The sequence below is a fragment of the Streptomyces sp. NPDC028308 genome (assembly GCF_055565855.1).
Window position 1 is genome coordinate 365,573 of sequence record NZ_JBVHTO010000011.1, and the last position, 20,862, is coordinate 386,434.

Consider the following 20,862-nt stretch of genomic DNA (forward strand, 5'->3'; position numbering starts at 1 on the left):
GCTGACGTCGGCGCGCGCAGTCACCCGGTGCGGGCCGCCGCCGCCTAGCGTGCCGATGTGACCCGAGACCTCCTCCGTGACCTGGCCGCCGTCCTGGTGGCGGCGCTGCTCGTCGTCGCCGCCGTCCTGGTGGGAACCGCGATCGAGCGGGACGACGGCACGCTGCACGTCGGCTGGCCGCCCCTGTACGCGTACTGGGAACCCCATATGGGTCCCGGCACCCCCGCCGCGCTCGTGGTGGCCGCCGCCGTCGTGGCGTACGGGCCGAGGCTGGCCGCCCGGCTGCCGTGGCGGGCGCTGCTGGGTGCCGCGTGGGCCACGGTGACGGCGTGGACGTTCTCGCTCGCGCTCGTCGACGGCTGGCAGCGCGGCATCGCCCGGCGGCTGACGACCGCGTACGAGTACCTCCAGGTCATCGACCGCTTCGACGACATCCCGCGCGCCCTGCGGGAGTTCACCGGGCACATCCTGCTGCACTCCCCCGACCACTGGCCGCCGCACGTCGCGGGGCATCCCCCGGCGGCGACCCTCACGTTCGTCCTGCTGGACCGGATCGGTCTCGGGGGCGGGGCGTGGGCCGGGGTCTGGTGCATCGTGGTCGGGGCGACGGCGGCCGTGGCGGTGCTGGTCACCGTGCGCGCCCTGGCCGGGGAGGACCTGGCCAGGCGGGCGGCGCCGTTCCTCGTGTCGGCCCCGGCGGCCGTGTGGGCGGGCACCTCCGCGGACGGCTACTTCGCGGCGGTCGCGGCCTGGGCGGTGGCCCTGCTGGCGCTCGCGGTCACGGGACGGCGGCCGAGGACGGCGGCGCTCGGCTCCGGCCTCCTCTTCGGCCTCACCGGCTACCTCTCGTACGGGCTGATGCTGATCGCGCTGGTCGCCGGCACGGTGCTGCTGCTCGGCCGGCGGCGGCGGCGCGTCCTGCCGTTCCTGCTCGCGGGCGCCGCCGTCGTGCCGCTGGTGTTCGCGCTGCTGGGCTTCGACTGGTGGGAGGCGTACCGGCTGCTGGTCGAGCGCTACTACGAGGGGGCGGGCGGCATCCGGCCGTACGGCTACTGGGTGTGGGCCAATCTCGCGTGCACGGTGCTCGTGGTGGGACCGGCGGCCGTGGCGGGACTGCGCCGGTCCACGGCGACGGCCGCTCCCCTCGCCCGCACGGCCGCCCGCTCCCTCACCCGCCGGACCGGGGCGCTCCCGGCGGACGCGGACGCTCCGGCCGGGGGGTCCGCGACCGGCCAGGCGGACGCCCGGACGAACGGGACCGCGACCGGCCCGGCGGGCGCTCAGACGAACGGGACCGCGACCGGCCCGGCGGGCGTCGCGGTGACCGGCCCGGTGACCGGCCTGCCGACCGGGGCCCTGACCAGCTCTGCGAACGGGTCGCCGCCCGGCCCCGTGACCGGTCTGGCGACCGCCCCGGTGACCGACCCGGTGACCGACCCGGTGACCGGCCTGGCGATCGGCCCGGTGACCGGCCCGCACGGTCCCGGAGGCGGGTCCGAGAGCCCGGGGTCCCAAGACGCGGGGTCCGAGGGTCCCGGGTCCGGGTGGCGTCGGCTTCTCGGTGGGCGCCCGCTCTCGGGGGAGCAGCGGCTCGCGCTGCTGGTGCTCGCCGCCGCGCTTGCGATCCTCGCCGCCGACCTCTCCGGGATGAGCAAGGCGGAGACCGAGCGGATCTGGCTGCCGTTCGCCGTCTGGCTGCCCGCCGCCGGCGCCCTGCTGACGCGTCCGCGTGGCTGGCTCGCCGCGCAGACCGTCCTCGCGCTGCTGCTCAACCACCTGCTGCTGACCGGCTGGTGACGGTCGCCGGGCGGCGGACCGCGAAGATCGTCGTGTCGTCCTCCAGCCGGCCGCCGCTGTGCCGCAGCGTGCCGTCGCGCACCAGCCGGACCAGCCGCCGGGGTTCGGCGGCGCGCGGGTCGGCGGCCAGCGCGGCGGCGACGCGGTCGAAGAGCGGGAAGAAGTCACCGCCGGCGTCCCGCGCCTCCGTCACCCCGTCGGTGACGAGGAGCAGCGTCTCCCCCGGGGCGAGCGGCACGCGCAGCACCGGCGGCAGCCCGGGGCCCAGTTCGCCGAGCCCGACCGGCAGCCCGTCGCCCGGCGGGAGGGACCGGACCCCGCGGGGGCCGATCACCAGCGGTGGTTCGTGGCCGAAGTTGACGACCTCGATCTCGTCCGGCGCGTCCTCGGTGAAGCCGACCAGGACGCCGGTGGCGAACCGGTCGCCGTCGGACCGGCCGACGGCGACGCAGTAGCCGGCGTGCCGCAGCATCCGTACCTCCAGCCGCTCGGCGACGGTGCTGAGGGCCGCCTCGTGGTACGCCGATTCGCGGAAGGTGCCGAGCAGCGCGGCGGCCGTCTCCACCGCGCCCAGCCCCTTGCCCTGGACGTCCCCGAGCAGGACGCGGGTGCCTTGGGGGCCCGGCTGGATGTCGTAGAAGTCGCCGCCGACCCGGGCCTCGACGTCCGCCGACAGATACACGGCCGCGTGGTCGAGGCCGCCCCAGCCCGGGGGCAGCGGCCGCAGCACCGCGCGCCGGGTGGTCTCCGCGACGTCCCGCATGTGCACCATGCGCCGCTCGCCGCGCACCCGGACCGCGCAGGCCAGCGTCGCCAGGACCCCGCCCGCGACGACGAGGATGAAGTCGGGCAGCCCGGTCTGGTACTGGTGCGGCCAGGACGTGTCCACGATGAAGTAGGCGACCACCGCCAGCAGGGCGAAGACGGCGGTGCCCCACACCCCGCAGATCGCCGCCGCGATCCCGGGCACCAGCACGATCCACGAGATGATCCGGAACTCGCCCGAGGTGTTCCAGTCCAGGACGGCGATGCCGAGCAGCAGGACCAACGGCGGGACCCAGGCGACGCTGCGGCCGTGGATCCGCAGCAGCCGCTGGCGGGCGGCGGGGTCCGCCTCCCGTCCGGCGCGCGGCAGCCGGTCGAGCACGGACCACGTACCGAGGTCGCCGCGGCGCCGCCGGCCGCGCCGCGAGGTGTGCCGCAGGCCGTTCACGCCGACCGCACCGTCCCCGTCAGCAGGCGACCGGGACCCGGGCACGGGGGCGGGCGTCCTGCTCCGGTCCGCGGACGTGGGCGAGCGCGTGGTCCCCGGCGCCGCAGAGTACGAGCTTCATGAGGCCCAGCGAAACACGGTGCGCGGAGCCCCGCATCCCGACTTGCCAGGCCCCTGTGCGAGGTGTGCCCTGGAAGTCGGGGGCGAGGAGAGGAAGGAGTGTTCCCATGGCTCAAGCGGCACCCGCGTCAGGGACACCACGCACGTCAGGAAGCACCGGCGGCGCCCGCACGCCGTCCGCCCGGCCGGACGTCTTCGGCGCCCGTATGCACATCGTCGTGGTCCCGATGGTGCTCGGTCTGGTCTACGGGTTCTGGGCCGCGCAGATCAGGCGCGACGCCGGTGCCGTCACCGGCTGGAACGTGCTCTTCGGTTTCGTCTGCGCCATCGTCTTCATGGCGGTCTGGGCCGCGCTGCGTGTGGCGGCGCCCCACCTGCGGCGCGAGCTGCACGCGCTGGCGTGGGCCGCCTTCGCCGGCATCGCGCTCGGGTTCCTGCACAGCCAGTCCCACTCGTCCGTCCTGTGGTCGGTGCTGATGGCGCTGGCGGTCGCGGCGGGCGTCTACGTCGCGCTGTTCTACCGCTACTACACGCACGAGGACGCGGAGGGCCACCCCGACCCGCGCTGACCGGCGGGCGACTGACGGTGGGTCGGACCCGTCGCGGGCGACGGGATACGTACCAGGAGGCCCCGGCTCGAAGCCGGGGCCTCCTGGTACGGGCGCCTCACCGGTGAGGCGTCCGCACTCACGGACTGCCGGTCATCCCGCGCTTCCCGAACTCCACTGCCAGGAACCGGAGGAGGAGACGGTCACGCTCCAGCTCCAGGAACCCGAGGCGCTGAAGCTCCAGTAGCCGGAGCCGGAGGCGTGCCGGTCGTCGGAGGGGTCGCTCGCGGGGTTGCAGTTCCACGAGGAGTCCCGGGCCCGGTCCTTCCAGCCAGGGCAGGGGTCCGAGCAGCCCGGCACCCCCTGGTCGCCGATGTCGACGAAGGCGGCGCTCGCCCAGGCCTGTGCTCCGGCGAGCCAGAACCAGTACGGGTTGCCGAGGACGCTCTGTCCCTTGACCGCGCACTGGACGCGGTCCTCGCTCCCGGGCGGGAGCTTGCCGACGAGCGCGGAGGAACTGGTGGGGAGCTGTCTGAGGTTGAGGTCGCCGCTCGAGACGACGGTGCCCCACACGGGGCTGTCCGAGCCGCTACCGGTCGATTGGGACGACGGGGCCGCCGTCGATGTGCCCGCCACCGCGACGCTGAGCACGCCGCCGGTGAACAGGGCCGCGGCACAGGTCCGCAGGGCCGGGGTGGTGCGCATGATCGGCCTCCTTTCCCCAGATACAGGTAACACCCGTTCGGGGGAGCCCTCCACCGGAGCCCGTCATCACGGGCCTGTCGGGGCTGTTTCGGCGGCAGCGGGACCCCGCTCCCCCGAAGGGCTTGTCATATGCACCCATATGCACCCAAACAGCTCGCGAGTGGGGCTCGTGGGGACTGTCCTGACGGGGTGTCCCTACGTGCCCGGAGCGCCCTGTCGGCAGTGCTGCTCACCCTCGCCTGCCTGTTCGCGCCGGCCGGTGCCCTCGCGTCGTGGGCGACGTACGAGATCGGCGACAGCGGCCGCTACGAGGCCACGACGGCGCCGCTGGCCGCCGATCCGGCGGTCCGCGACGCGATCGCGGCGGCCACCACCGACGGCATCATGCGCGAGATCGAGGTGGCGCCGCGGCTGCGCCGGCCCGTGCGCTCCTTCGTGCACGCCGCCGTACGGTCGTTCACCCAGACGCCGGCCTTCCACGTCGCGTGGGACACCGCCAACGCGGCCGCCCACGACGCCGTCATGCGGGCGCTGCGCGACGAGGACGAGCGGACCGTGACCCTGGACGTCGCGCCGGTCGCCGCCCAGGTCAGGCGCCAACTCTCGGACGACCACGTGCCGTTCGCCAACCGCATCCCGGTCGAGCACACCGAGATCACGGTGGTGCGGTCCGCCGACCTGGCCCAGCTCCGGAAGGGGTACCACGTGCTGGAGATCGCCGGATTCTGGCTCCCCGTCTCGACGGTCGTCCTGACGGTGGCGGGTGTGCTGGTCGCCGTGTGCCGCCGGCGGGCGGTGCTGGCGGCGGGGCTCGGTACGGCCCTCGGGGCGGCGCTGCTCGGCGTCGCCATCGCCGTGGGCCGCCGGATGACCCTGTCCGGGCTGCCCGCGGACGTGTCCCACGCGGCGGTCGGAGCCGTCTACGACACCCTCACCGGCACGCTGCGCACGGTCTCCTGGCTGCTGCTGGGGCTGGGCCTCGCGCTGGCGCTGGGCGCACTGCTCACGGAGCGGATCGCGCGACGGAGGCGAGGGTCCGCAGGGCCCGTGCCAGTTCCTCCTCCGGAGCCGACGCGAGTCCGAGCCTGACGGCGTCGGCGGCCGTGGCGACCTGCGGGACGGCGGGCGGCCCCGCCCCGGCCGGCGTCCGGCCGCCGGGGGCGACGTGGAAGGCGGGCCCGGGGGTGACCGCGATGCCGTGGCGGGCGGCCGCCGCGGTGAACGTGTCGGCCCGCCAGGGCGCGGGCAGCCGCCACCACACGTAGTACGCCCGCGGGTCCGCGCTCACGTCGAAGCCGTCCAGGTGCCGGGCGGCGAGCCGCTGCCGGCGAGCCGCGTCCGCCCGCTTGGCGGCGACCAGCCGGTCGACCGTACCGTCGTGGATCCACCGCACCGCGGCCTCCAGAGCGAACCGCCCCGCCGTCCACCCGCCGGACCTGAGCGCCGCCGCCACCGCCTCCTGCCGCCCCTCGGGCACGACCAGGAAACCGGCGGTCAGTCCCGGCGCCACCCGCTTGGAGAGCCCGTCGACGACATGGGTGCGCTCCGGGGCGTACGCGGCGAGCGGCTCGTCGCCCTCGCACAGGAAGGACCAGATGCGGTCCTCGACGACCGGCAGCTCCAAGTCCCTTATGGTCTCGGCGAGTTCGGCGCGGCGGCCGGCCCTCGTCGTCAGCGAGGTCGGGTTGTGCAGGGTCGGCTGGACGTACAGGGCGGAGAGGGGAGCCGTGCGGTGCGCCGCGGCGAGGGCGTCCGGGCGCAGCCCCTCGCCGTCCGTGGCCAGCGGCACCAGCACCACGCCCAGCCGTGCCGCGATCTCCTTGACCAGCGGATACGTCAGGGACTCCACGCCGACGCGGCCGCCGGGCCGGACCAGGGACGCGAGCGTGCCCGCGACGGCCTGGCGGGCATTGCCGGCGAACAGCACCCGGGCGGGCGCGGGGCGCCAGCCCGCGGTGGCGAGGAGGCCGGCGGCGGCCTCGCGGGCCTCGGGCGTACCGGCCGCCGGCGCCGTCCGCAGGGACCGCGCCAGTACGTCGGGGCGCAGCAGCGGCGCGAGACCGGCGGCGAGGAGCTCCGACTGGCCAGGCGCGACGGGGTAGTTGAGCTCCAGGTTGACCGGCGCGGTGGTGGCGGGCTCGGCGAGGGCGCGGCCCGAGGGCACCGGCGCCGCCCGCACGAACGTGCCGCGTCCGACCTCGCCCACCACGAGCCCGCGGCGCACGAGTTCGCCGTAGACCCGCCCGGCCGTCGAGACTGCGATGTGGCGGAGGCGCGCGAAGGCCCGCTGGGTGGGCAGCCGTTCACCGGGCCGCAGCCGCCCGGCGGCGATGTCGTCGGCGATCCCGTCGGCGATCCGCCGGTAGTCCCCCATGTCCCCCCTCCCGCATTGCACCGAGGGCAAAGATCCTATTGCACCGAGGAGTTGGGGAACCCTAGGGTCGGACCCATGGCACCCTTCCTCGCATACGAGGACAAAGGCACCGATTCCTCCCGGCTGCCCCTCGTCCTGGTCCACGGCCACCCCTTCGACCGCACGATGTGGCGCCCGCAGATCGCCGCGTTCTCCCCCGAACGCCGGGTGATCGCCCCGGACCTGCGGGGGTACGGCGCCTCCCCGGTCGTCCCCGGGGTCACCCCGCTCGGCGTCTTCGCCGACGACATCGCGGCCCTCCTGGACGACCTGGGTGTGGACGACTTCGTCCTCGGCGGGCTGTCCATGGGCGGCCAGATCGTCATGGAGTGCTACCGGCGCTTCCCCGGACGCATTCGCGGCCTGGTCCTCGCCGACACGTTCCCGGCCGCCGAGACCCCGCAGGGCAGGAAGGCGCGCGGCGAGGCGGCGGACCGCCTGCTGCGCGAGGGGATGCGCGGGTACGCCGACGAGGTGCTGCACCGGATGGTCGCGCCGTACGCGGACGCAGGGGTCGCGTCGCACGTCCACCGCATGATGACCGCGACCGACCCGCGGGGAGCCGCGGCGGCCCTGCGCGGCCGTGCCGAACGCCCCGACTACCGCGAGCTGCTGACCCGCGTCACGGTCCCCGCCCTCGTCGTCGTGGGCGCCGACGACACCTACACCCCGGTCTCCGACGCCGAGGCGATGCGGGCGGCGATCCCCGACGCCACCCTGCGGATCATCGAGTCGGCGGCCCACCTGCCGAACCTGGAGCGCCCCGCGGAGTTCGACGAGGCGCTGGCCGCGTTCCTGGCCCGGCTGGACGGCTGAGGCCCGGCCGCGCGCCGCCGCGGGCAGGTCACCCGTCCGGCCCATCCGTGACGCGGACGGCAGGTCACCCGTCCGGCCCATCCGTGATGCGGGGGAGGCATGCGCGGGACGAAGCTGCGATGACATCGCGCAGAGGAGACCGCCATGACCCAGCACACCGCGTCAACTCCCACGGCCGCCCGCTCCAGGAGCTCGTCCTGGGCCGAGGGCGGCACCGTCTTCGCCGGGATCCTGATGATGATCGGCGGCGTCCTCGGCATCCTCAACGGCATCGCGGGGATCGCCACGGACGACGTCTACCAGGCCATCGGCTCCTACGTGTACGAGTTCAGCCTCACCACCTGGGGCTGGATCCACCTCGTCCTCGGTGCCCTGGTCGCGGTCACCGGCTGGGGTGTCCTCAAGGGCATGGACTGGGCGCGGGGCGTGGGCATCGGCCTGGCCGCCCTCTACATGATCGAGTACTTCATGTTCCTGCCGTACGCCCCCGTCTGGTCGCTCATCTCCATCGCCATCGCCGGTTTCGTCATCTGGGCCCTGGCGACCGGGGACCGCACGGCGCGCACCGTCTGAGGCACCCACACCGCAGGACCCGTGCGGCAACCATCAGCCCCCGCGTCCCGTCTTCGGGGGAGGATCCGGGCACACGACGCGCGGGGAGCGGGAGGCCGGCCTTGGACACGACGGCGGCCGGACCGGCCACGGACCCGGCCGGACGGACCGGCCCCCGGCGCGGGACCCGCGTCCCGGCCGCCCTGGCGAGCGGGCTGCTGCTGGCCGGGGTGAGCGTCGTCGCCGGCTGCCGGGCGGCCGACCGCGACGGCGTCACACCCGTGCCGCAGCTGCTGGCGTTCCTGCCGTGGCTGCTCGTGCCCGCCGGACTCGCCCTGCTGCTCGCCGCGTTCGCCCGCTGGCGCCCCGGGCTCGTGTGGGCGCTGGCCGTGCTCGGCACGCTGGCCTGGTACCTGGAGCCGTACGGCAGGACCGGTGAACCCGCCGGGAACGCCGTCGCCGCGCTGCGGGTGCTGACGTCCAACGTGCAGTTCGGCGGGGGCACCGGCGCGCTGGTCACCGCGATCCGGCGGGAGCGGCCCGACGTCGTCTTCGTCGAGGAGTGCGAGTACACCTGCCAGGCGCGGCTCGTGAGGACCTTCGGCGCACGCCTCCCGCACCGGTCGGCCGTCGAGGCCGGCGGCTCCGAGGGGTCCCTGATCCTCAGCCGGTTCCCGCTCACGCGGACCCCGCCCGTGCCCGGGACCCTCGGCATGCCGGGCGCCGTCGCCGACGTCGGCGGCCACACCGTACGCCTCCAGCTCGCCCACCCCATGCCGCCGCTGCCCGGCGGGCTCGGCCCGTGGCGCGAGGAGCTCGGCGCGCTGCGCGACCACGCCGCCCGGAACCGGGGCCGCTCCACCGTCGTCGCGGGCGACTTCAACGCCTCCCAGGACCACGCCGCGTTCCGCCGGATCCTCGACGCCGGGCTGCTCGACGGCGCCCGCCTCTCCGGATCACCCCGTACGCCCAGCTGGCCCGCGCGCACCGCCCCGCGCTTCGGCGCCCAGATCGACCACGTACTGGTCTCCGCGGACTTCTCCGCACGCGGCGCCCGCTTCCTGCACCTCGCGGGCACCGACCACCGCGCCCTCGTCGTCGACCTCACCCTCCACCGGCGGGGATGAGCCCTGGGCCGTGTCCTGAGACGACAGCGGTACGGACCGCCCGTGCAGGGGCGGTCCGTACCCGTGGGGGGTGACTGCCGGCGCCGGGCCCGCCGGGAGGGCGAGACCGGCCGGCCGGACAGTCCCTAGCGGGCGTCGGCCTTGGCCAGCGCCTTGTCCAGCGCCTTCGCGAAGCCGTTCGCCCACAGCTGGTTGACGCGGGAGCGCTCCGTCGCGTTCGGATACGCGTTGGTGCACGACGTGCCGGGCCCGCCGCCGGACATCAGCTCACTGCACGGACCCGAGTAGTGGTCCGGCAGCCCGAGCACGTGCCCGGTCTCGTGGGCCGTCACGCGGGTGGAGTTGTACTGCCGGTTCTGCGCGTAGTCCAGGAAGATGTAGCCGCTGCCGTGACCGTCGGTCGAGGCGTACGAACCGCGCGAGTCGTTGCCCTCGTAGTACCGGAAGTCGGCGTTCGAGCCCGACTGGAGCTTCACGTTCGACACCGAGCTGTTCCAGATCGAGGCGCTGCGGGCTATCTGCGTGGCGAACGTGGGCGCGCTGGACGCGTTGTAGATCACGGTGACCGAGGCGGCACCGGGGTTGGCGGCACGCTTCTCCGCCACGGACTTGATGACCGCCTCGAAGAACGCCTGGTTGGCGTCGGCCTCCGCGGCCGAGCCGGTGTAACCGGCGTAGGGAGCGGGCTCGGGTGCCGCCGAGGCCGGGACGGCGCCCAGACCGGCGGCGGTGACGCCGAGGCCGACGGCGGCCGCGAGCAGGGGACGGGACAGGTGCAGGGAGACCCTCATGCGATGACTCCTCGGGTGGGGGGTGAAGTCGTCATCGGTGAGTGTCGGTGCCTGTGCGGCGGCTGTGATGATGGCAAAGGGCGATAGGACGCGGCTATCGGCGCTCCTCGGCCGTCCCGCGGGGCCGTCCAACTCGCCGGATTTGCTTGCGGTTTGTACATCTGGTGCGAGGCCCGGTTCCGCCTTAGGCTCCCGGGACATGGACCTCGAGGTGAGGCATCTGAGAGCGCTGTGCGCCATCGCCGACACCGGCAGTCTGCACCGTGCCGCGCGCCACCTCGGCGTGGCCCAGCCCTCGTTGAGCACCCAGCTGCGCCGCATCGAACAGGAGCTGGGCGGCGCCCTGTTCACCCGCGAGCCCACCGGCTGCCGCCCCACCCCGCTCGGCCGTCTCGTCCTGCTCCGCGCCCGCCCCCTGGTGGCCGAGATGCGCTCCCTGGTCGCCGAGGCCCGTGCCGCCACCGCGGACGGCCCCCAGCTGCGCGTCGGCTCCACGGCCAGCCGCGCCCTCGCGGGCTGGCTGCGCCGCCTGCGCGGACGCCGGCAGGAACCGATCCTGCACATGAACGTCTCGCCGAACGCCCTGCTGCGCATGGTCGCCGACGGCCAGCTCGACATCGCCTTCGTGCACGAGGTCGAGGGCTCCCCGCTGCGCGTCCCGGAAGGGCTGCGGCTGCGCGTACTGATCGAGCGCGAGCCCCAGTTCGTCTCGCTGCCCGCCGACCACCCGGCGGCGGACCGGGCCCTGGTCCGCCTGGCCGACCTGGCCGGGGACCGCTGGATGGTCGACCCCACGGTGGACGGCGAGTGGGACGCCGTCCACCGGATGCTGCGCGCGGCCGGACTCAGCCCGCGGGTCCTGCACGGCGACTACCACACGGCCGCCGCCCTCGTCGCGACCGGCGAGGTCGTCACGGTCTGCCAGCCCACCTCGCCGTCCCGGCCCGACGCGGCCGTCCGCCGGATCGAGGGCGACCCGCTGGGCGTACGGCTGCTGCTCGCGGCCCGTACGGACGCGGCGCTCGACGCGGTCTACCCGGCCCTCGCGGAGGCGTACTGGGAGACGGCGCTGCTGGCACCGGCGTACCGGGAGTGGCTGGAACGCGAGCGGGACGAGCACCGGGCCTTCGCACCGACCCGCTGACCCACCCCGCTCGCGCACCCGTCGTCCGGGTCCTCGCTCAGACGCCGATGTCGCAGCCGTCCGCGCGCCACACCGCGACCACGGCCGGGCGCACGATGGTGCCCGGTCCATCCGGCCAGACGCTCGCCGGCTTCTCCACCGTCGCCCCGTCGATCTCACCGGGGTGCTGGACGGCGACCAGCACCCGCCGGTCCTGGACGAGCGGGCCGCAGGTCTCGGCGCCGGTCGGCACCGTCAGGAACTGCTTGAGCTCACCGCGCCGCTCGCCGCGCGTCGCGACCCCGAACAGGCCGTCGTGCGAGCCGAGCTGGTTGCCGTCCGTGGAGATCCACAGGTTGCCGTGCGGGTCGAAGGCCACGTTGTCGGGGCAGGAGATCGGGCTGACCCGGTCCTTCGGGAAGCCCGCGAAGTACGTGGCCGGGTCGGCGGGGTCGCCCGCGACGAGGAACAGCGACCAGGCGAAGCCGGTGCTCTCGGCGCGGCCCCGGCGCTCGGTGAGCTCCAGGATGTGCCCGTGCTTGTTGGCGTTGCGGGGGTTAGCCTCGTCGGCGGGCGCGTAGCCGGTCTTGCCGCGGTTGGAGTTGTTCGTCAGCGCGACGTACACCTTGCCGGTGTGCGGCGAGGGCTGGATGTCCTCGGGCCGGTCCATCTTGGTGGCGCCCACCTTGTCGCCCGCGAGGCGCGTGAAGACGAAGACCTCCTCCGCCGTCATGCCCTCGACGTGCGAGACGGCACCGTGCGCGGTCGCCGTGGCCAGCGGGATCCACGTACCGCTGCCGTCGAACTCGCCGTCGGAGGGGAGCTTGCCGGTGCCGTCGAACTCGGCGGCCGGGGAGTCACCGGTCAGCCGGGCGACGTACAGCGTGCCCTCGTCGAGGAGGGAGAGGTTGTGCTCGCGGACCGCGCGGCCCGACCCCTTCTTCATCCGCTTGCTGCCGACGAACTTGTAGAAGTAGTCGAAGCGTTCGTCGTCGCCGGTGTAGACGACCGGGCGGCCGTCGTCCGTCAGCCGGACGGTGGCCGCCTCGTGCTTGAAGCGGCCGAGGGCGGTGTGCTTGCGGGGCGTGGAGGTCGGGTCGTACGGGTCGAACTCCACGACGTACCCGAAGCGGTGCACCTCGTTCGGCTCCTGGGCGATGTCGAACCGCTTGTCGAACCGCTCCCACTTGCGCTCGGTCGCCCCGGTGCCGATGCCGTACCGCTTGTCGGTGTCCCGGGTGCCGCCCGCGAAGTACTGGTTGAAGTTCTCCTCGCCGTGCAGCGTCGTGCCCCACGGGGTGGTGCCGCCGGAGCAGTTGTTGAGGGTGCCGAGGACCTTGCGGCCGGTCGGGTCGGCGGACGTCCGCAGCAGGGGGGAACCGGCGGCGGGGCCGGTCAGCCGGAACTCGGTGGTGGCGGTGACACGGCGGTTGAGGTGGTGCCGGGTGACGGCGGTGAGGCGACCGGTGCGGCGGTCCTCCTCGACCACGACCGCGGACAGCCCGTGGGCCGCCCAGGCGATCTCGACCTGGTCGCGGGTGGGGTTCGCGGGGTCGTACCCCCGGAACATGAGCACCTCGTCCGTGTACTCGTGGTTCGCGACGAGCAGCTGCCTGCCGCGCTCGCCGGGCAGCGGCAGCAGGGCGAGGAAGTCGTTGTTGTAGCCGAACTGGCCGGCCTGGGCCGCGGCGCTCTGGTGCTCCGGGTCGAAGGCGGGAGCACCGCGCAGGATCGGCTCGCCCCAGCGGATGACGATGTTCTGCCGGTACCCGTCGGGTATCACCACGGCGTCGGTGGTGTTGGGGGCGACGGCCTCGAAGCGCAGCCCGCGCGCGGCCCTGCCCTTGTCCTTCGCGGCCGGAGCGGCACCGGCGGCGGCCGCCGCCTGCGGGGCGCCGGGGCCGGCGAGGGCCGTGCCTGCCGCGGTGGCGACCGTCACGACGGCGGCCGCCCGCATCACCGACCGGCGGCTGAGCGCACCGGCGATCACATCGCCCACGTAGGCGTTGCCGCTGGTGTTGGGCACCTCCTGGAAGCAGGCGTCGCCACAGCGGAACCGGCAGGTCAGGGCGGACCGGCCGCCGGGATGTGAGCCGGACGATCCGATCAACGGCAGCAGCTTGCGCACTTTGTCTCCCCAGACGTTCCCTCGGTGTCAGCGTGACGCTAGGTGGCCGCGCGTGCCGAAACGGGGACACGAGGTGAAGCGGGGGTGAACCGCTGCTATCCACAGAGGTGTTGGGGGCGGCGCGGCCGGGGCCCGGGAACGTTACGGAACGGGGTCCCGTCAGCCCTTGTCCCGGGGCCCGGACCCCGGACAAGATCACCCTCTGTGGCCGCTAACCTTACGTGTCCGTCCTGGCCAGGGATTGACGGGCATCAACTCACGCGAAGGGTTGCGCACATGGGCATTCTCACTCTCCTGCGGAATGCGTTCGGCCGCTCACGCAAGGGTCGTGACGCCGACGCGGAGACTTCGCGGGAGGCGACGGCTCCCACGGTTCCGGCCCCGGCGACCGAGCCGGACGCCACGGAGCCGAAGGCGGCCGCGTCCTCCGTCGAGGTGCCCGCACCGTCGGCCGAACCGGACCCGTCCGTGGTGGACGAGCTGGTCTCGGCCGCGTTCGACAACGTCACGGTCCCCAAGCCCCGCGCCACGGAACCCACACCGGAGCCGAAGGCGACGACGAAGCCCGAGGCCGAGCCCGAGGGCAAGGGTGCGGCCGAGGCCGACAGCAAGGGTGCGGCCAAGGCCGAGGTCGCGGCCGAGCCCGAGAGCAAGGGCGCGGCCGAGCCCGAGGCCGAGGTCGAGCCTGCGAGCAAGGCGAAGGCCGAGCCCGAGGCTGAGACCAAGGCCGAGGCCACTCCGGAGCCCGAAACGGAGGCCGAGCCTAAGGCGGAGCCCGAGGCGAAGCCCGAGCCCGAGGCTAAGGCGAAGCCCGAGCCCGAGGCTAAGGCGAAGCCCGAGCCCGAGGCTAAGGCGAAGCCCGAGCCCGAGGCTGAGGCGAAGCCCGAGGCGGCTCCGGAACCGGAACCGGAACCCGAGGCCACGCCGGAACCGGCGGAGAAGGCCGAGGCCACCCCGGAGCCCGCGCCGAAGGCCGAGGCCACCCCGGAAGCGGAGCCCAAGGCCGCGGCTGAGGCGACCTCGGAGCCGAAGCAGGCGCCCGAGGCCAAGAGCGCGCCGAAGGCCGAGAAGGCACCGGAGCCCGAGGCGGAAGCGAAGCCGAAGGCGGAGCCCGCGGCGGCCGAGGCCGCGAAGGCGGACGCTCCCGCGGACGCCGACGGCGATCAGGCCGAGCAGGGGCCACTCGCAGCCGAAGACGAGAGCCGCACGGGTGGTGCGGGTGGGAACGACAAGGCCGAAGGCGAAGCCGAGGCCGAGACCCCCGCCGAACCGGCCAAGGCGACCACCCCGGCCAAGGCGACCAAGACGGCCACCGCCAAGAAGACCGCCCCCGCGAAGAAGGCGGCCACGCCGAAGAAGACGGCGACCGCGGCCAAGACGACCACGGCCAAGAAGGCCACCGTGAAGAAGACGGCGGCGCCGGCCAAGACGGCCACGCCTGCAAAGGCCCCGTCGGCCAAGACGACCACGCCGGAGAAGGCGCCCGCGTCGGAGAAGGCCCCGTCGGCCGAGACGGTCACGTCGGAGACGGCCGCGTCGGAGAAGACGGCGCCGCAGGGCAGGCCCGCCGTCCCCCTCACCCGCGTGAAGTCCGAGGCCCCGGCCCTGGTCCCCCCGTACAAGGAAGCGGGTACCGCCCTCAAGACGCGGGACCTCACCGGCACGCGAGCCAAGATCTACCTCGTCCTCGACCGCTCCGGCTCCATGCGCCCGTACTACAAGGACGGCTCCGCCCAGGCCCTGGGCGAGCAGGTCCTCGCCCTCGCCGCGCACCTCGACAAGGAGGCCACGGTCCACGTCGTCTTCTTCTCCACGGAGCTGGACGGCACCGGCGAGCTGACCCTGTCCGAGTACGAGGGCAGGATCGACGCACTGCACGAGGGCCTCGGCCGCATGGGCCGTACGAGCTACCACGCGGCGGTCGAGGAGATCGTGGCGCACTACGAGAAGTCGGGCACGAAGGACCCGGCGCTGGTCGTCTTCCAGACGGACGGCGCCCCGGACGCCAAGGGCCCCGCCAACCAGGCCCTGGAGGACGCGGCGAAGCTGCCCCTCTTCTTCTCCTTCGTCGCGTTCGGCGAGCACGAGGCCAAGGGCTTCGACTACCTCCGCAAGCTGAAGGCGGACAACGCCGCCTTCTTCCACGCGGGCCCCGCCCCGCGCGAGCTGACGGACGCCGAGGTCTACGAGGGCATCCTCGCGAACTGGCGCCCGTAGCCCCGGCCGGACCCGCCCCCAGCGCTCCCGCCGGCCGGGTCCCCGCGCTCGACCGGCCGCCCGCTTCCCACCCCGTAAAACGGGAAGCGGGCGGCCCACGCGTGTCGGCTACGATTTCAAGGTTCGTACGACGGCCCGGCGGTGCAGCCGGAATCGACATCCGTCACCGCACGTAGCGACTTGGGAGCAGCCCGCGATGGCTCGACACCTCATCACCAGCGCCCTTCCGTACATCAACGGGATCAAGCACCTGGGCAACATGGTGGGGTCCATGCTCCCGGCGGACGTGTACTCCCGGTACCTCCGCCAGCGCGGCCACGACGTGCTCTACATCTGCGCGACGGACGAGCACGGCACCCCCGCCGAGCTGGCCGCCAAGGAGCGGGGCCTGCCGGTCGACGAGTTCTGCGCCCAGGCGCACGACGCGCAGAAGGCGGTCTACGACGGCTTCCAGCTGGCGTTCGACCACTTCGGCCGCAGCTCCTCCCCGCAGAACGCGGAGCTGACCCAGCACTTCGCGCGCCGCCTGTACGAGAACGGCTTCATCGAGGAGCGGTCGATCCGCCAGGTGTACTCGCCGGCGGACGGCCGCTTCCTGCCCGACCGCTACGTCGAGGGCACCTGCCCGCACTGCGGCTACGACAAGGCGCGCGGCGACCAGTGCGAGAACTGCACCCGCGTCCTGGACCCGACGGACCTGATCGACCCCCGTTCGGCGATCTCCGGTTCGACGGACCTGGAGGTGCGCGAGACCAAGCACCTCTTCCTGCTCCAGTCGAAGCTCCAGCACGAGGTGGAGTCCTGGATCGACGGCGCCTCCGAGGACTGGCCGCAGCTGGCCTCCTCCATCGCCCGCAAGTGGCTGACCGAGGGCCTGCACGACCGGGCGATCACCCGTGACCTGGACTGGGGCGTCCCGGTCCCGGCCGACACGTGGCCGGAGCTGGCCGCCGAGGGCAAGGTCTTCTACGTCTGGTTCGACGCCCCGATCGAGTACATCGGCGCGACGAAGGAGTGGGCGGACGCCGCTCCCGGGGAGAACCGCGACTGGAAGTCCTGGTGGTACGAGCCGGACGGCGCGGCCGACGTGCGCTACACGGAGTTCATGGCCAAGGACAACGTCCCCTTCCACACCGTGATGTTCCCGGCGACCGAGCTGGGCGTGCGCGAGCCGTGGAAGAAGGTCGACTACGTGAAGGCCTTCAACTGGCTGACGTACTACGGCGGCAAGTTCTCCACCTCGCAGAAGCGCGGTGTCTTCACGGACCACGCCCTGGAGATCCTGCCGGCGGACTACTGGCGCTACTTCCTGATCGCCAACGCCCCCGAGTCGGACGACTCGTCCTTCACCTGGGAGCACTTCACGGCCACGGTGAACAAGGACCTCGCCGACACCCTCGGCAACTTCGTCAACCGGGTGCTGTCCTTCTCGAAGAAGCGCTTCGGCGAGGAGGTCCCGGCGGGCAAGGCGGCCGGTGAGGCCGAGGCGAAGCTGGGCGAGGAGATCGCGCGGCTGCTCGCCGAGTACGAGGAGCAGATGGAGGCGCTGCAGTTCCGCAAGGCCGCCGCCGCGCTGCGCGCGCTGTGGTCGGCGGGCAACTCCTACCTGGAGGAGAAGGCCCCCTGGCTGGAGATCAAGACCGACCAGGAGGGCGCGGCCCTGACGCTGCGCACGGCGATGAACCTGATCCACCTGTACGCGGTGGTCTCCGAGCCCTTCATCCCGGCCTCCTCCAAGGCGATGCGCTCGGCGTTCGCGCTGCCGGACGACACCGCCACGTGGGTCACCCCCGAGGAGGCCCGCGCCCTCACCTCGGTCCCGGCGGGAACCCCGTTCACGGTCCCGCCGGTCCTCTTCGCCAAGCTCACGGACGAGGACCTGGAGACGTACAAGGAGCGCTTCGGCGGCGCCCCGGAGTAGCGGCACACGCCCCGGACGGAGGGGGTGGCCGGGCACGCCGCACCGGCGCCCGGCCACCCCTTCCGTCATGCACGTGCCGACCTTCACAAGATCCGTACAACCAACATCGCGTGCCGTGTGTCTCCTACTCGCCCGGACCAGGATCCGGATCGTCATTCGTGGAGAAACATGCGTATTCGTACCGCCGCGGGCGCTGCCGTCGGCACCCTGGCACTGCTCTCGTTCCTGACGCCGGCGGCACAGGCCGACGTGAGCAAGGGCGACACCGTCTTCACCTCCCTGTCCTTCAGCAGGACGACGGTCGACGTCGGTGTCAGCGCGGCGCAGAAGCTGACGGTGACCGCCACCGCGAAGGACGGCTCCGGGATCAAGGACATCTACGGCGCCAAGCTGGTCAGCCCCGACGACCGGATCGTGCACGCCGGCTCGGCCGACTGCACCCGGCCGTCGACGACGACCAGGAAGTGCGTCTTCCAGTTCACCCTGGAGGCCGACCGCTCCGACTACTACGACCTGAAGAACAGCTCCGCCGGCACCTGGCACTTCACCGCGGAGGCCGCCGCGAACGACGGCGACTTCTACGACCTGGAGGACAGCGCGCCGGTCAAGGTGAAGCGGTACGCGAAGCTGACGGCCACGCAGGCCTCGCCGGAGCCGGTCGCCTCGGGCGGCACCCTCACCGTCACCGGGGCGCTGACCCGCGCGAACTGGGACACCAACGTCTACGCGGGCTACAGCGGCCAGTCGGTGGCGCTGCAGTTCAAGAAGTCCGGGTCCTCCACGTACACGACGGTCAAGTCCGCGACCACGGACAGCAGCGGCAAGCTGCGGACGACGGTCACCGCGCGTTCCTCCGGGACCTGGCGCTGGAAGTTCGCCGGCACCGGCACGACCAGCGCCGTCACCGCCTACGGCGACGGTGTCGCCCTGAAGTAGCGGGCCGCCCGGCACCGCAGGGTGCCGGGCACCCGGGGCCTCCCGCGTCGGCGGCCGACCCCGCCGGTGACATGTCCCCGCTCACCCGTATGGTTTCGCCATGGCAGTCCCCCAGGTCATTCCGATCGCCTACGAGCCCAAGCACCGCACCGAGACCATCGGACGGTACGCGGACGGCCAGTTCCTGGCGTCGATCACATACGCGTTTCCCGAAGGGTTCCGTCCCGACGACGGCTGGGAAGAGCACAAGCGCCTGTACGTGGCGCTCCACACCTTCGACGCCGAGGGCCGCTACCGCGACTCGGAGGTCTGGTGCGCGGGCACCTGGGCCGAGCAGCAGCGCGCTCCGCACGGGGAGAACTCGGTCCTCGCGCGGGCCCGCGCCCATCTGGGGAAGCTGCTGCGCAGCCTGCCCCGGCGCGCGTACACGGACATCGCGATCCGCCCCTTCCAGCTGACCGTCGACGGCGTGCTGTTCGGACTGGTCACCGGGGAGGACGCCGAGGAGTCCTGGGCGGAGCTGTACCCGGACCGCCTCGGCTTCGCCGCCCCCTGGGACGGCCGTTACGACACCTGAGCCCACCCGACCCCGCGCGAACAGCGAAGCGGCCCGGAACCGTTCCTCGGTTCCGGGCCGCTTCGTGCGGGTCGTCGGCTACTTCGGCTGCGGCTTGCGCACGGAGAGGTGCAGCTCGCGCAGGCGCGACTCGTCGAGCTCCGTCGGCGCGCCCATCATCAGGTCCTGCGCGTTGCCGTTGAGCGGGAACGCGATGGTCTCGCGGATGTTGGGCTCGTCGGCGAGGAGCATGACGATGCGGTCGACGCCCGGGGCGATGCCGCCGTGCGGCGGGGCGCCGAAGCGGAACGCGCGGAGCATGCCGGCGAACTGCTCCTCGACGGTCTCGCGGTCGTAGCCCGCGATCTCGAAGGCCTTGAGCATGATCTCGGGCTCGTGGTTCCGGATCGCGCCGGAGGACAGCTCGACGCCGTTGCAGACGATGTCGTACTGCCAGCCCAGGATGTCCAGCGGGTCCTGGGTCTCCAGGGCCTCCAGGCCGCCCTGCGGCATCGAGAACGGGTTGTGCGAGAAGTCGATCTTCCCGGTGTCCTCGTCCTTCTCGTACATCGGGAAGTCGACGATCCAGCAGAAGCGGAAGACGTTCTCCTCGAAGTGCCCGGCGCGCTTGGCGGCCTCGACCCGCACCGCGCCCATGATCTTCGAGACCTCGTGGAACTCGCCCGCGCCGAAGAAGACGGCGTGCCCGGCGGCCAGGGAGAGCCGCTTCGTCAGCTCCGCGACGTTCTCCTCCGTCAGGAACTTGGCGATCGGGCCGGTCAGCGACCCGTCCTCGGCCACGCGCACCCAGGCCAGGCCCTTCGCGCCCTGCTCGACCGCGTAGTCACCGAGGCCGTCGAAGAACTTGCGGCTCTGCCCGGCGACGTCCGGCACCGGCAGGGCACGCACGTGCTTGCCCGCGAACGCCTTGAACTCCGAGCCCTCGAACACGTCGGTGATGTCGACGAGCTCCAGCTGGGCGCGCAGGTCCGGCTTGTCGGAGCCGTACTTCAGCATGGCCTCGCGGAACGGGATGCGCGGGAAGGGCGAGGTGACGTGCCGGTCGCCGCCGAACTCCTCGAACAGCTCGGTCATGAGCTTCTCGATGGGCTGGAAGACGTCCTCCTGCTCGACGAAGGACATCTCCACGTCGAGCTGGTAGAACTCGCCCGGCGAGCGGTCCGCGCGCGCGTCCTCGTCGCGGAAGCAGGGCGCGATCTGGAAGTAGCGGTCGAAGCCGGAGATCATCAGCAGCTGCTTGAACTGCTGCGGGGCCTGCGGCAGCGCGTAGAACTTGCCCGGGTTCAGACGCGAGGGGACGACGAAGTCGCGGGCGCCCTCGGGGGAGGTGGCGCTGAGGATCGGCGTCGCCATCTCGTTGAAGCCCAGCGCCGTCATCTTGTGACGGATCGCGGAGATCACGGCCGTGCGCAGCAGGATGTTGCGGTGCATGCGCTCGCGGCGCAGGTCGAGGAAGCGGTACTCCAGGCGCCGCTCCTCGTTGACGCCGTCCTCGGCATTGATGGTGAACGGCAGCGGGGCGGCCGCGCCGAGCAGCTCGACCTCGCTCACCTCGACCTCGACCTCGCCGGTGGGCAGGTCGGGGTTCACGTTCTCCGTGCCGCGGGAGACGACCTTGCCGTCGACGCGGACCGTCGACTCCTTGGAGAGCTTGTCGAGCGCCTCGTACGCGGCCGTGCCGGGGCGGGCGACGAGCTGCGTGATGCCGTAGTGGTCGCGCAGATCGATGAAGAGGATGCCGCCCAGGTCTCGGCGATTGTGCAGCCAGCCGCTCAGCCGGACGTCGCTCTCGACGTCAGAGGCGCGGAGCTCGCCGCAGGTGTGGGACCTGTACCGATGCATCGTCGTTCATCCAGTCTTCGCGGATCGGGGCTGTTT

The 20,862-nt window shown here is 73.1% G+C and carries 17 protein-coding genes; 11 read left to right on the plus strand and 6 right to left on the minus strand.

Features of this window, described 5'->3' with window-relative positions; genetic code table 11:
* Positions 1 to 57: 57 nt before the first annotated feature.
* On the plus strand, positions 58 to 1,797 hold the full coding sequence (locus ACZ4VA_RS26715) for a hypothetical protein (RefSeq protein WP_468082714.1): 1,740 nt from the start codon (positions 58 to 60) through the stop codon (positions 1,795 to 1,797).
* Here ACZ4VA_RS26715 and ACZ4VA_RS26720 read toward each other — a convergent pair.
* Complete coding sequence (locus ACZ4VA_RS26720; RefSeq protein WP_389390228.1) at positions 1,769 to 2,944, minus strand: PP2C family protein-serine/threonine phosphatase; 1,176 nt, start codon at positions 2,942 to 2,944, stop codon at positions 1,769 to 1,771. The two genes, ACZ4VA_RS26715 and ACZ4VA_RS26720, sit on opposite strands and share 29 nt — an antisense overlap.
* Before the next feature lie 293 nt (positions 2,945 to 3,237).
* Here ACZ4VA_RS26720 and ACZ4VA_RS26725 point away from each other — a divergent pair, with 293 nt between their 5' ends.
* Positions 3,238 to 3,699 carry a hypothetical protein gene (locus ACZ4VA_RS26725; protein WP_468082716.1) on the plus strand — a complete coding sequence of 154 codons (462 nt, stop codon included), beginning with the start codon at positions 3,238 to 3,240 and terminating at the stop codon, positions 3,697 to 3,699.
* A gap of 132 nt (positions 3,700 to 3,831) precedes the next feature.
* On the opposite strand, the gene ACZ4VA_RS26730 is transcribed toward ACZ4VA_RS26725, so the two are convergent.
* The gene (locus ACZ4VA_RS26730) at positions 3,832 to 4,383 is read right to left on the minus strand and encodes an SH3 domain-containing protein (RefSeq protein WP_355794132.1); all 552 of its coding nucleotides are present in this window, start codon (positions 4,381 to 4,383) and stop codon (positions 3,832 to 3,834) included.
* A gap of 189 nt (positions 4,384 to 4,572) precedes the next feature.
* On the opposite strand from ACZ4VA_RS26730, the gene ACZ4VA_RS26735 reads away from it, so the two are divergent.
* Entirely contained in the window at positions 4,573 to 5,472 is a 900-nt protein-coding gene (locus ACZ4VA_RS26735) for a hypothetical protein (RefSeq protein ID WP_355794133.1), read from the plus strand.
* On the opposite strand, the gene ACZ4VA_RS26740 is transcribed toward ACZ4VA_RS26735, so the two are convergent.
* Positions 5,387 to 6,757, minus strand: a complete 1,371-nt coding sequence (locus tag ACZ4VA_RS26740) for an aminotransferase-like domain-containing protein (protein WP_468082718.1) — start codon at positions 6,755 to 6,757, stop codon at positions 5,387 to 5,389. The two genes, ACZ4VA_RS26735 and ACZ4VA_RS26740, sit on opposite strands and share 86 nt — an antisense overlap.
* A gap of 75 nt (positions 6,758 to 6,832) precedes the next feature.
* Between ACZ4VA_RS26740 and ACZ4VA_RS26745 the strand changes: the two genes are divergently transcribed.
* The 3 genes from ACZ4VA_RS26745 (at position 6,833) to ACZ4VA_RS26755 (ending at position 9,291) form a co-directional block, all read left to right on the plus strand.
* Positions 6,833 to 7,612, plus strand: a complete 780-nt coding sequence (locus tag ACZ4VA_RS26745) for an alpha/beta fold hydrolase (protein ID WP_356238061.1) — start codon at positions 6,833 to 6,835, stop codon at positions 7,610 to 7,612.
* Positions 7,613 to 7,756: 144 nt separating this feature from the next.
* The gene (locus ACZ4VA_RS26750) at positions 7,757 to 8,185 is read left to right on the plus strand and encodes a DUF7144 family membrane protein (protein WP_355786738.1); all 429 of its coding nucleotides are present in this window, start codon (positions 7,757 to 7,759) and stop codon (positions 8,183 to 8,185) included.
* 101 nt (positions 8,186 to 8,286) lie between these two features.
* The gene (locus tag ACZ4VA_RS26755; RefSeq protein ID WP_356238062.1) at positions 8,287 to 9,291 is read left to right on the plus strand and encodes an endonuclease/exonuclease/phosphatase family protein; all 1,005 of its coding nucleotides are present in this window, start codon (positions 8,287 to 8,289) and stop codon (positions 9,289 to 9,291) included.
* A gap of 125 nt (positions 9,292 to 9,416) precedes the next feature.
* Here the strand turns inward: ACZ4VA_RS26755 and snpA are convergent, their stop codons facing one another.
* Entirely contained in the window at positions 9,417 to 10,082 is a 666-nt protein-coding gene (snpA, locus tag ACZ4VA_RS26760; RefSeq protein WP_356163737.1) for a snapalysin, read from the minus strand.
* 199 nt (positions 10,083 to 10,281) lie between these two features.
* On the opposite strand from snpA, the gene ACZ4VA_RS26765 reads away from it, so the two are divergent.
* Complete coding sequence (locus tag ACZ4VA_RS26765; RefSeq protein ID WP_356238063.1) at positions 10,282 to 11,226, plus strand: LysR family transcriptional regulator; 945 nt, start codon at positions 10,282 to 10,284, stop codon at positions 11,224 to 11,226.
* Positions 11,227 to 11,263: 37 nt separating this feature from the next.
* Here ACZ4VA_RS26765 and ACZ4VA_RS26770 read toward each other — a convergent pair whose 3' ends face one another.
* Positions 11,264 to 13,333, minus strand: a complete 2,070-nt coding sequence (locus ACZ4VA_RS26770) for a PhoX family protein (RefSeq protein WP_468082721.1) — start codon at positions 13,331 to 13,333, stop codon at positions 11,264 to 11,266.
* A 276-nt stretch (positions 13,334 to 13,609) separates the two neighbouring features.
* Here ACZ4VA_RS26770 and ACZ4VA_RS26775 point away from each other — a divergent pair, with 276 nt between their 5' ends.
* From ACZ4VA_RS26775 to ACZ4VA_RS26790, 4 genes are all read left to right on the plus strand, one after another.
* Complete coding sequence (locus ACZ4VA_RS26775) at positions 13,610 to 15,550, plus strand: VWA domain-containing protein (protein WP_468082723.1); 1,941 nt, start codon at positions 13,610 to 13,612, stop codon at positions 15,548 to 15,550.
* Positions 15,551 to 15,746: 196 nt separating this feature from the next.
* On the plus strand, positions 15,747 to 17,471 hold the full coding sequence (metG, locus tag ACZ4VA_RS26780) for a methionine--tRNA ligase (RefSeq protein WP_355792779.1): 1,725 nt from the start codon (positions 15,747 to 15,749) through the stop codon (positions 17,469 to 17,471).
* A 168-nt stretch (positions 17,472 to 17,639) separates the two neighbouring features.
* Entirely contained in the window at positions 17,640 to 18,407 is a 768-nt protein-coding gene (locus tag ACZ4VA_RS26785) for a calcium-binding protein (RefSeq protein WP_355792776.1), read from the plus strand.
* 100 nt (positions 18,408 to 18,507) lie between these two features.
* Entirely contained in the window at positions 18,508 to 18,984 is a 477-nt protein-coding gene (locus tag ACZ4VA_RS26790; protein WP_355792773.1) for a hypothetical protein, read from the plus strand.
* A 78-nt stretch (positions 18,985 to 19,062) separates the two neighbouring features.
* On the opposite strand, the gene aspS is transcribed toward ACZ4VA_RS26790, so the two are convergent.
* A complete protein-coding gene (gene aspS / locus ACZ4VA_RS26795; protein WP_468082726.1) occupies positions 19,063 to 20,826 on the minus strand; it encodes an aspartate--tRNA ligase in 1,764 nt (587 codons plus the stop codon).
* Between the last annotated feature and the right edge of the window lie 36 nt (positions 20,827 to 20,862).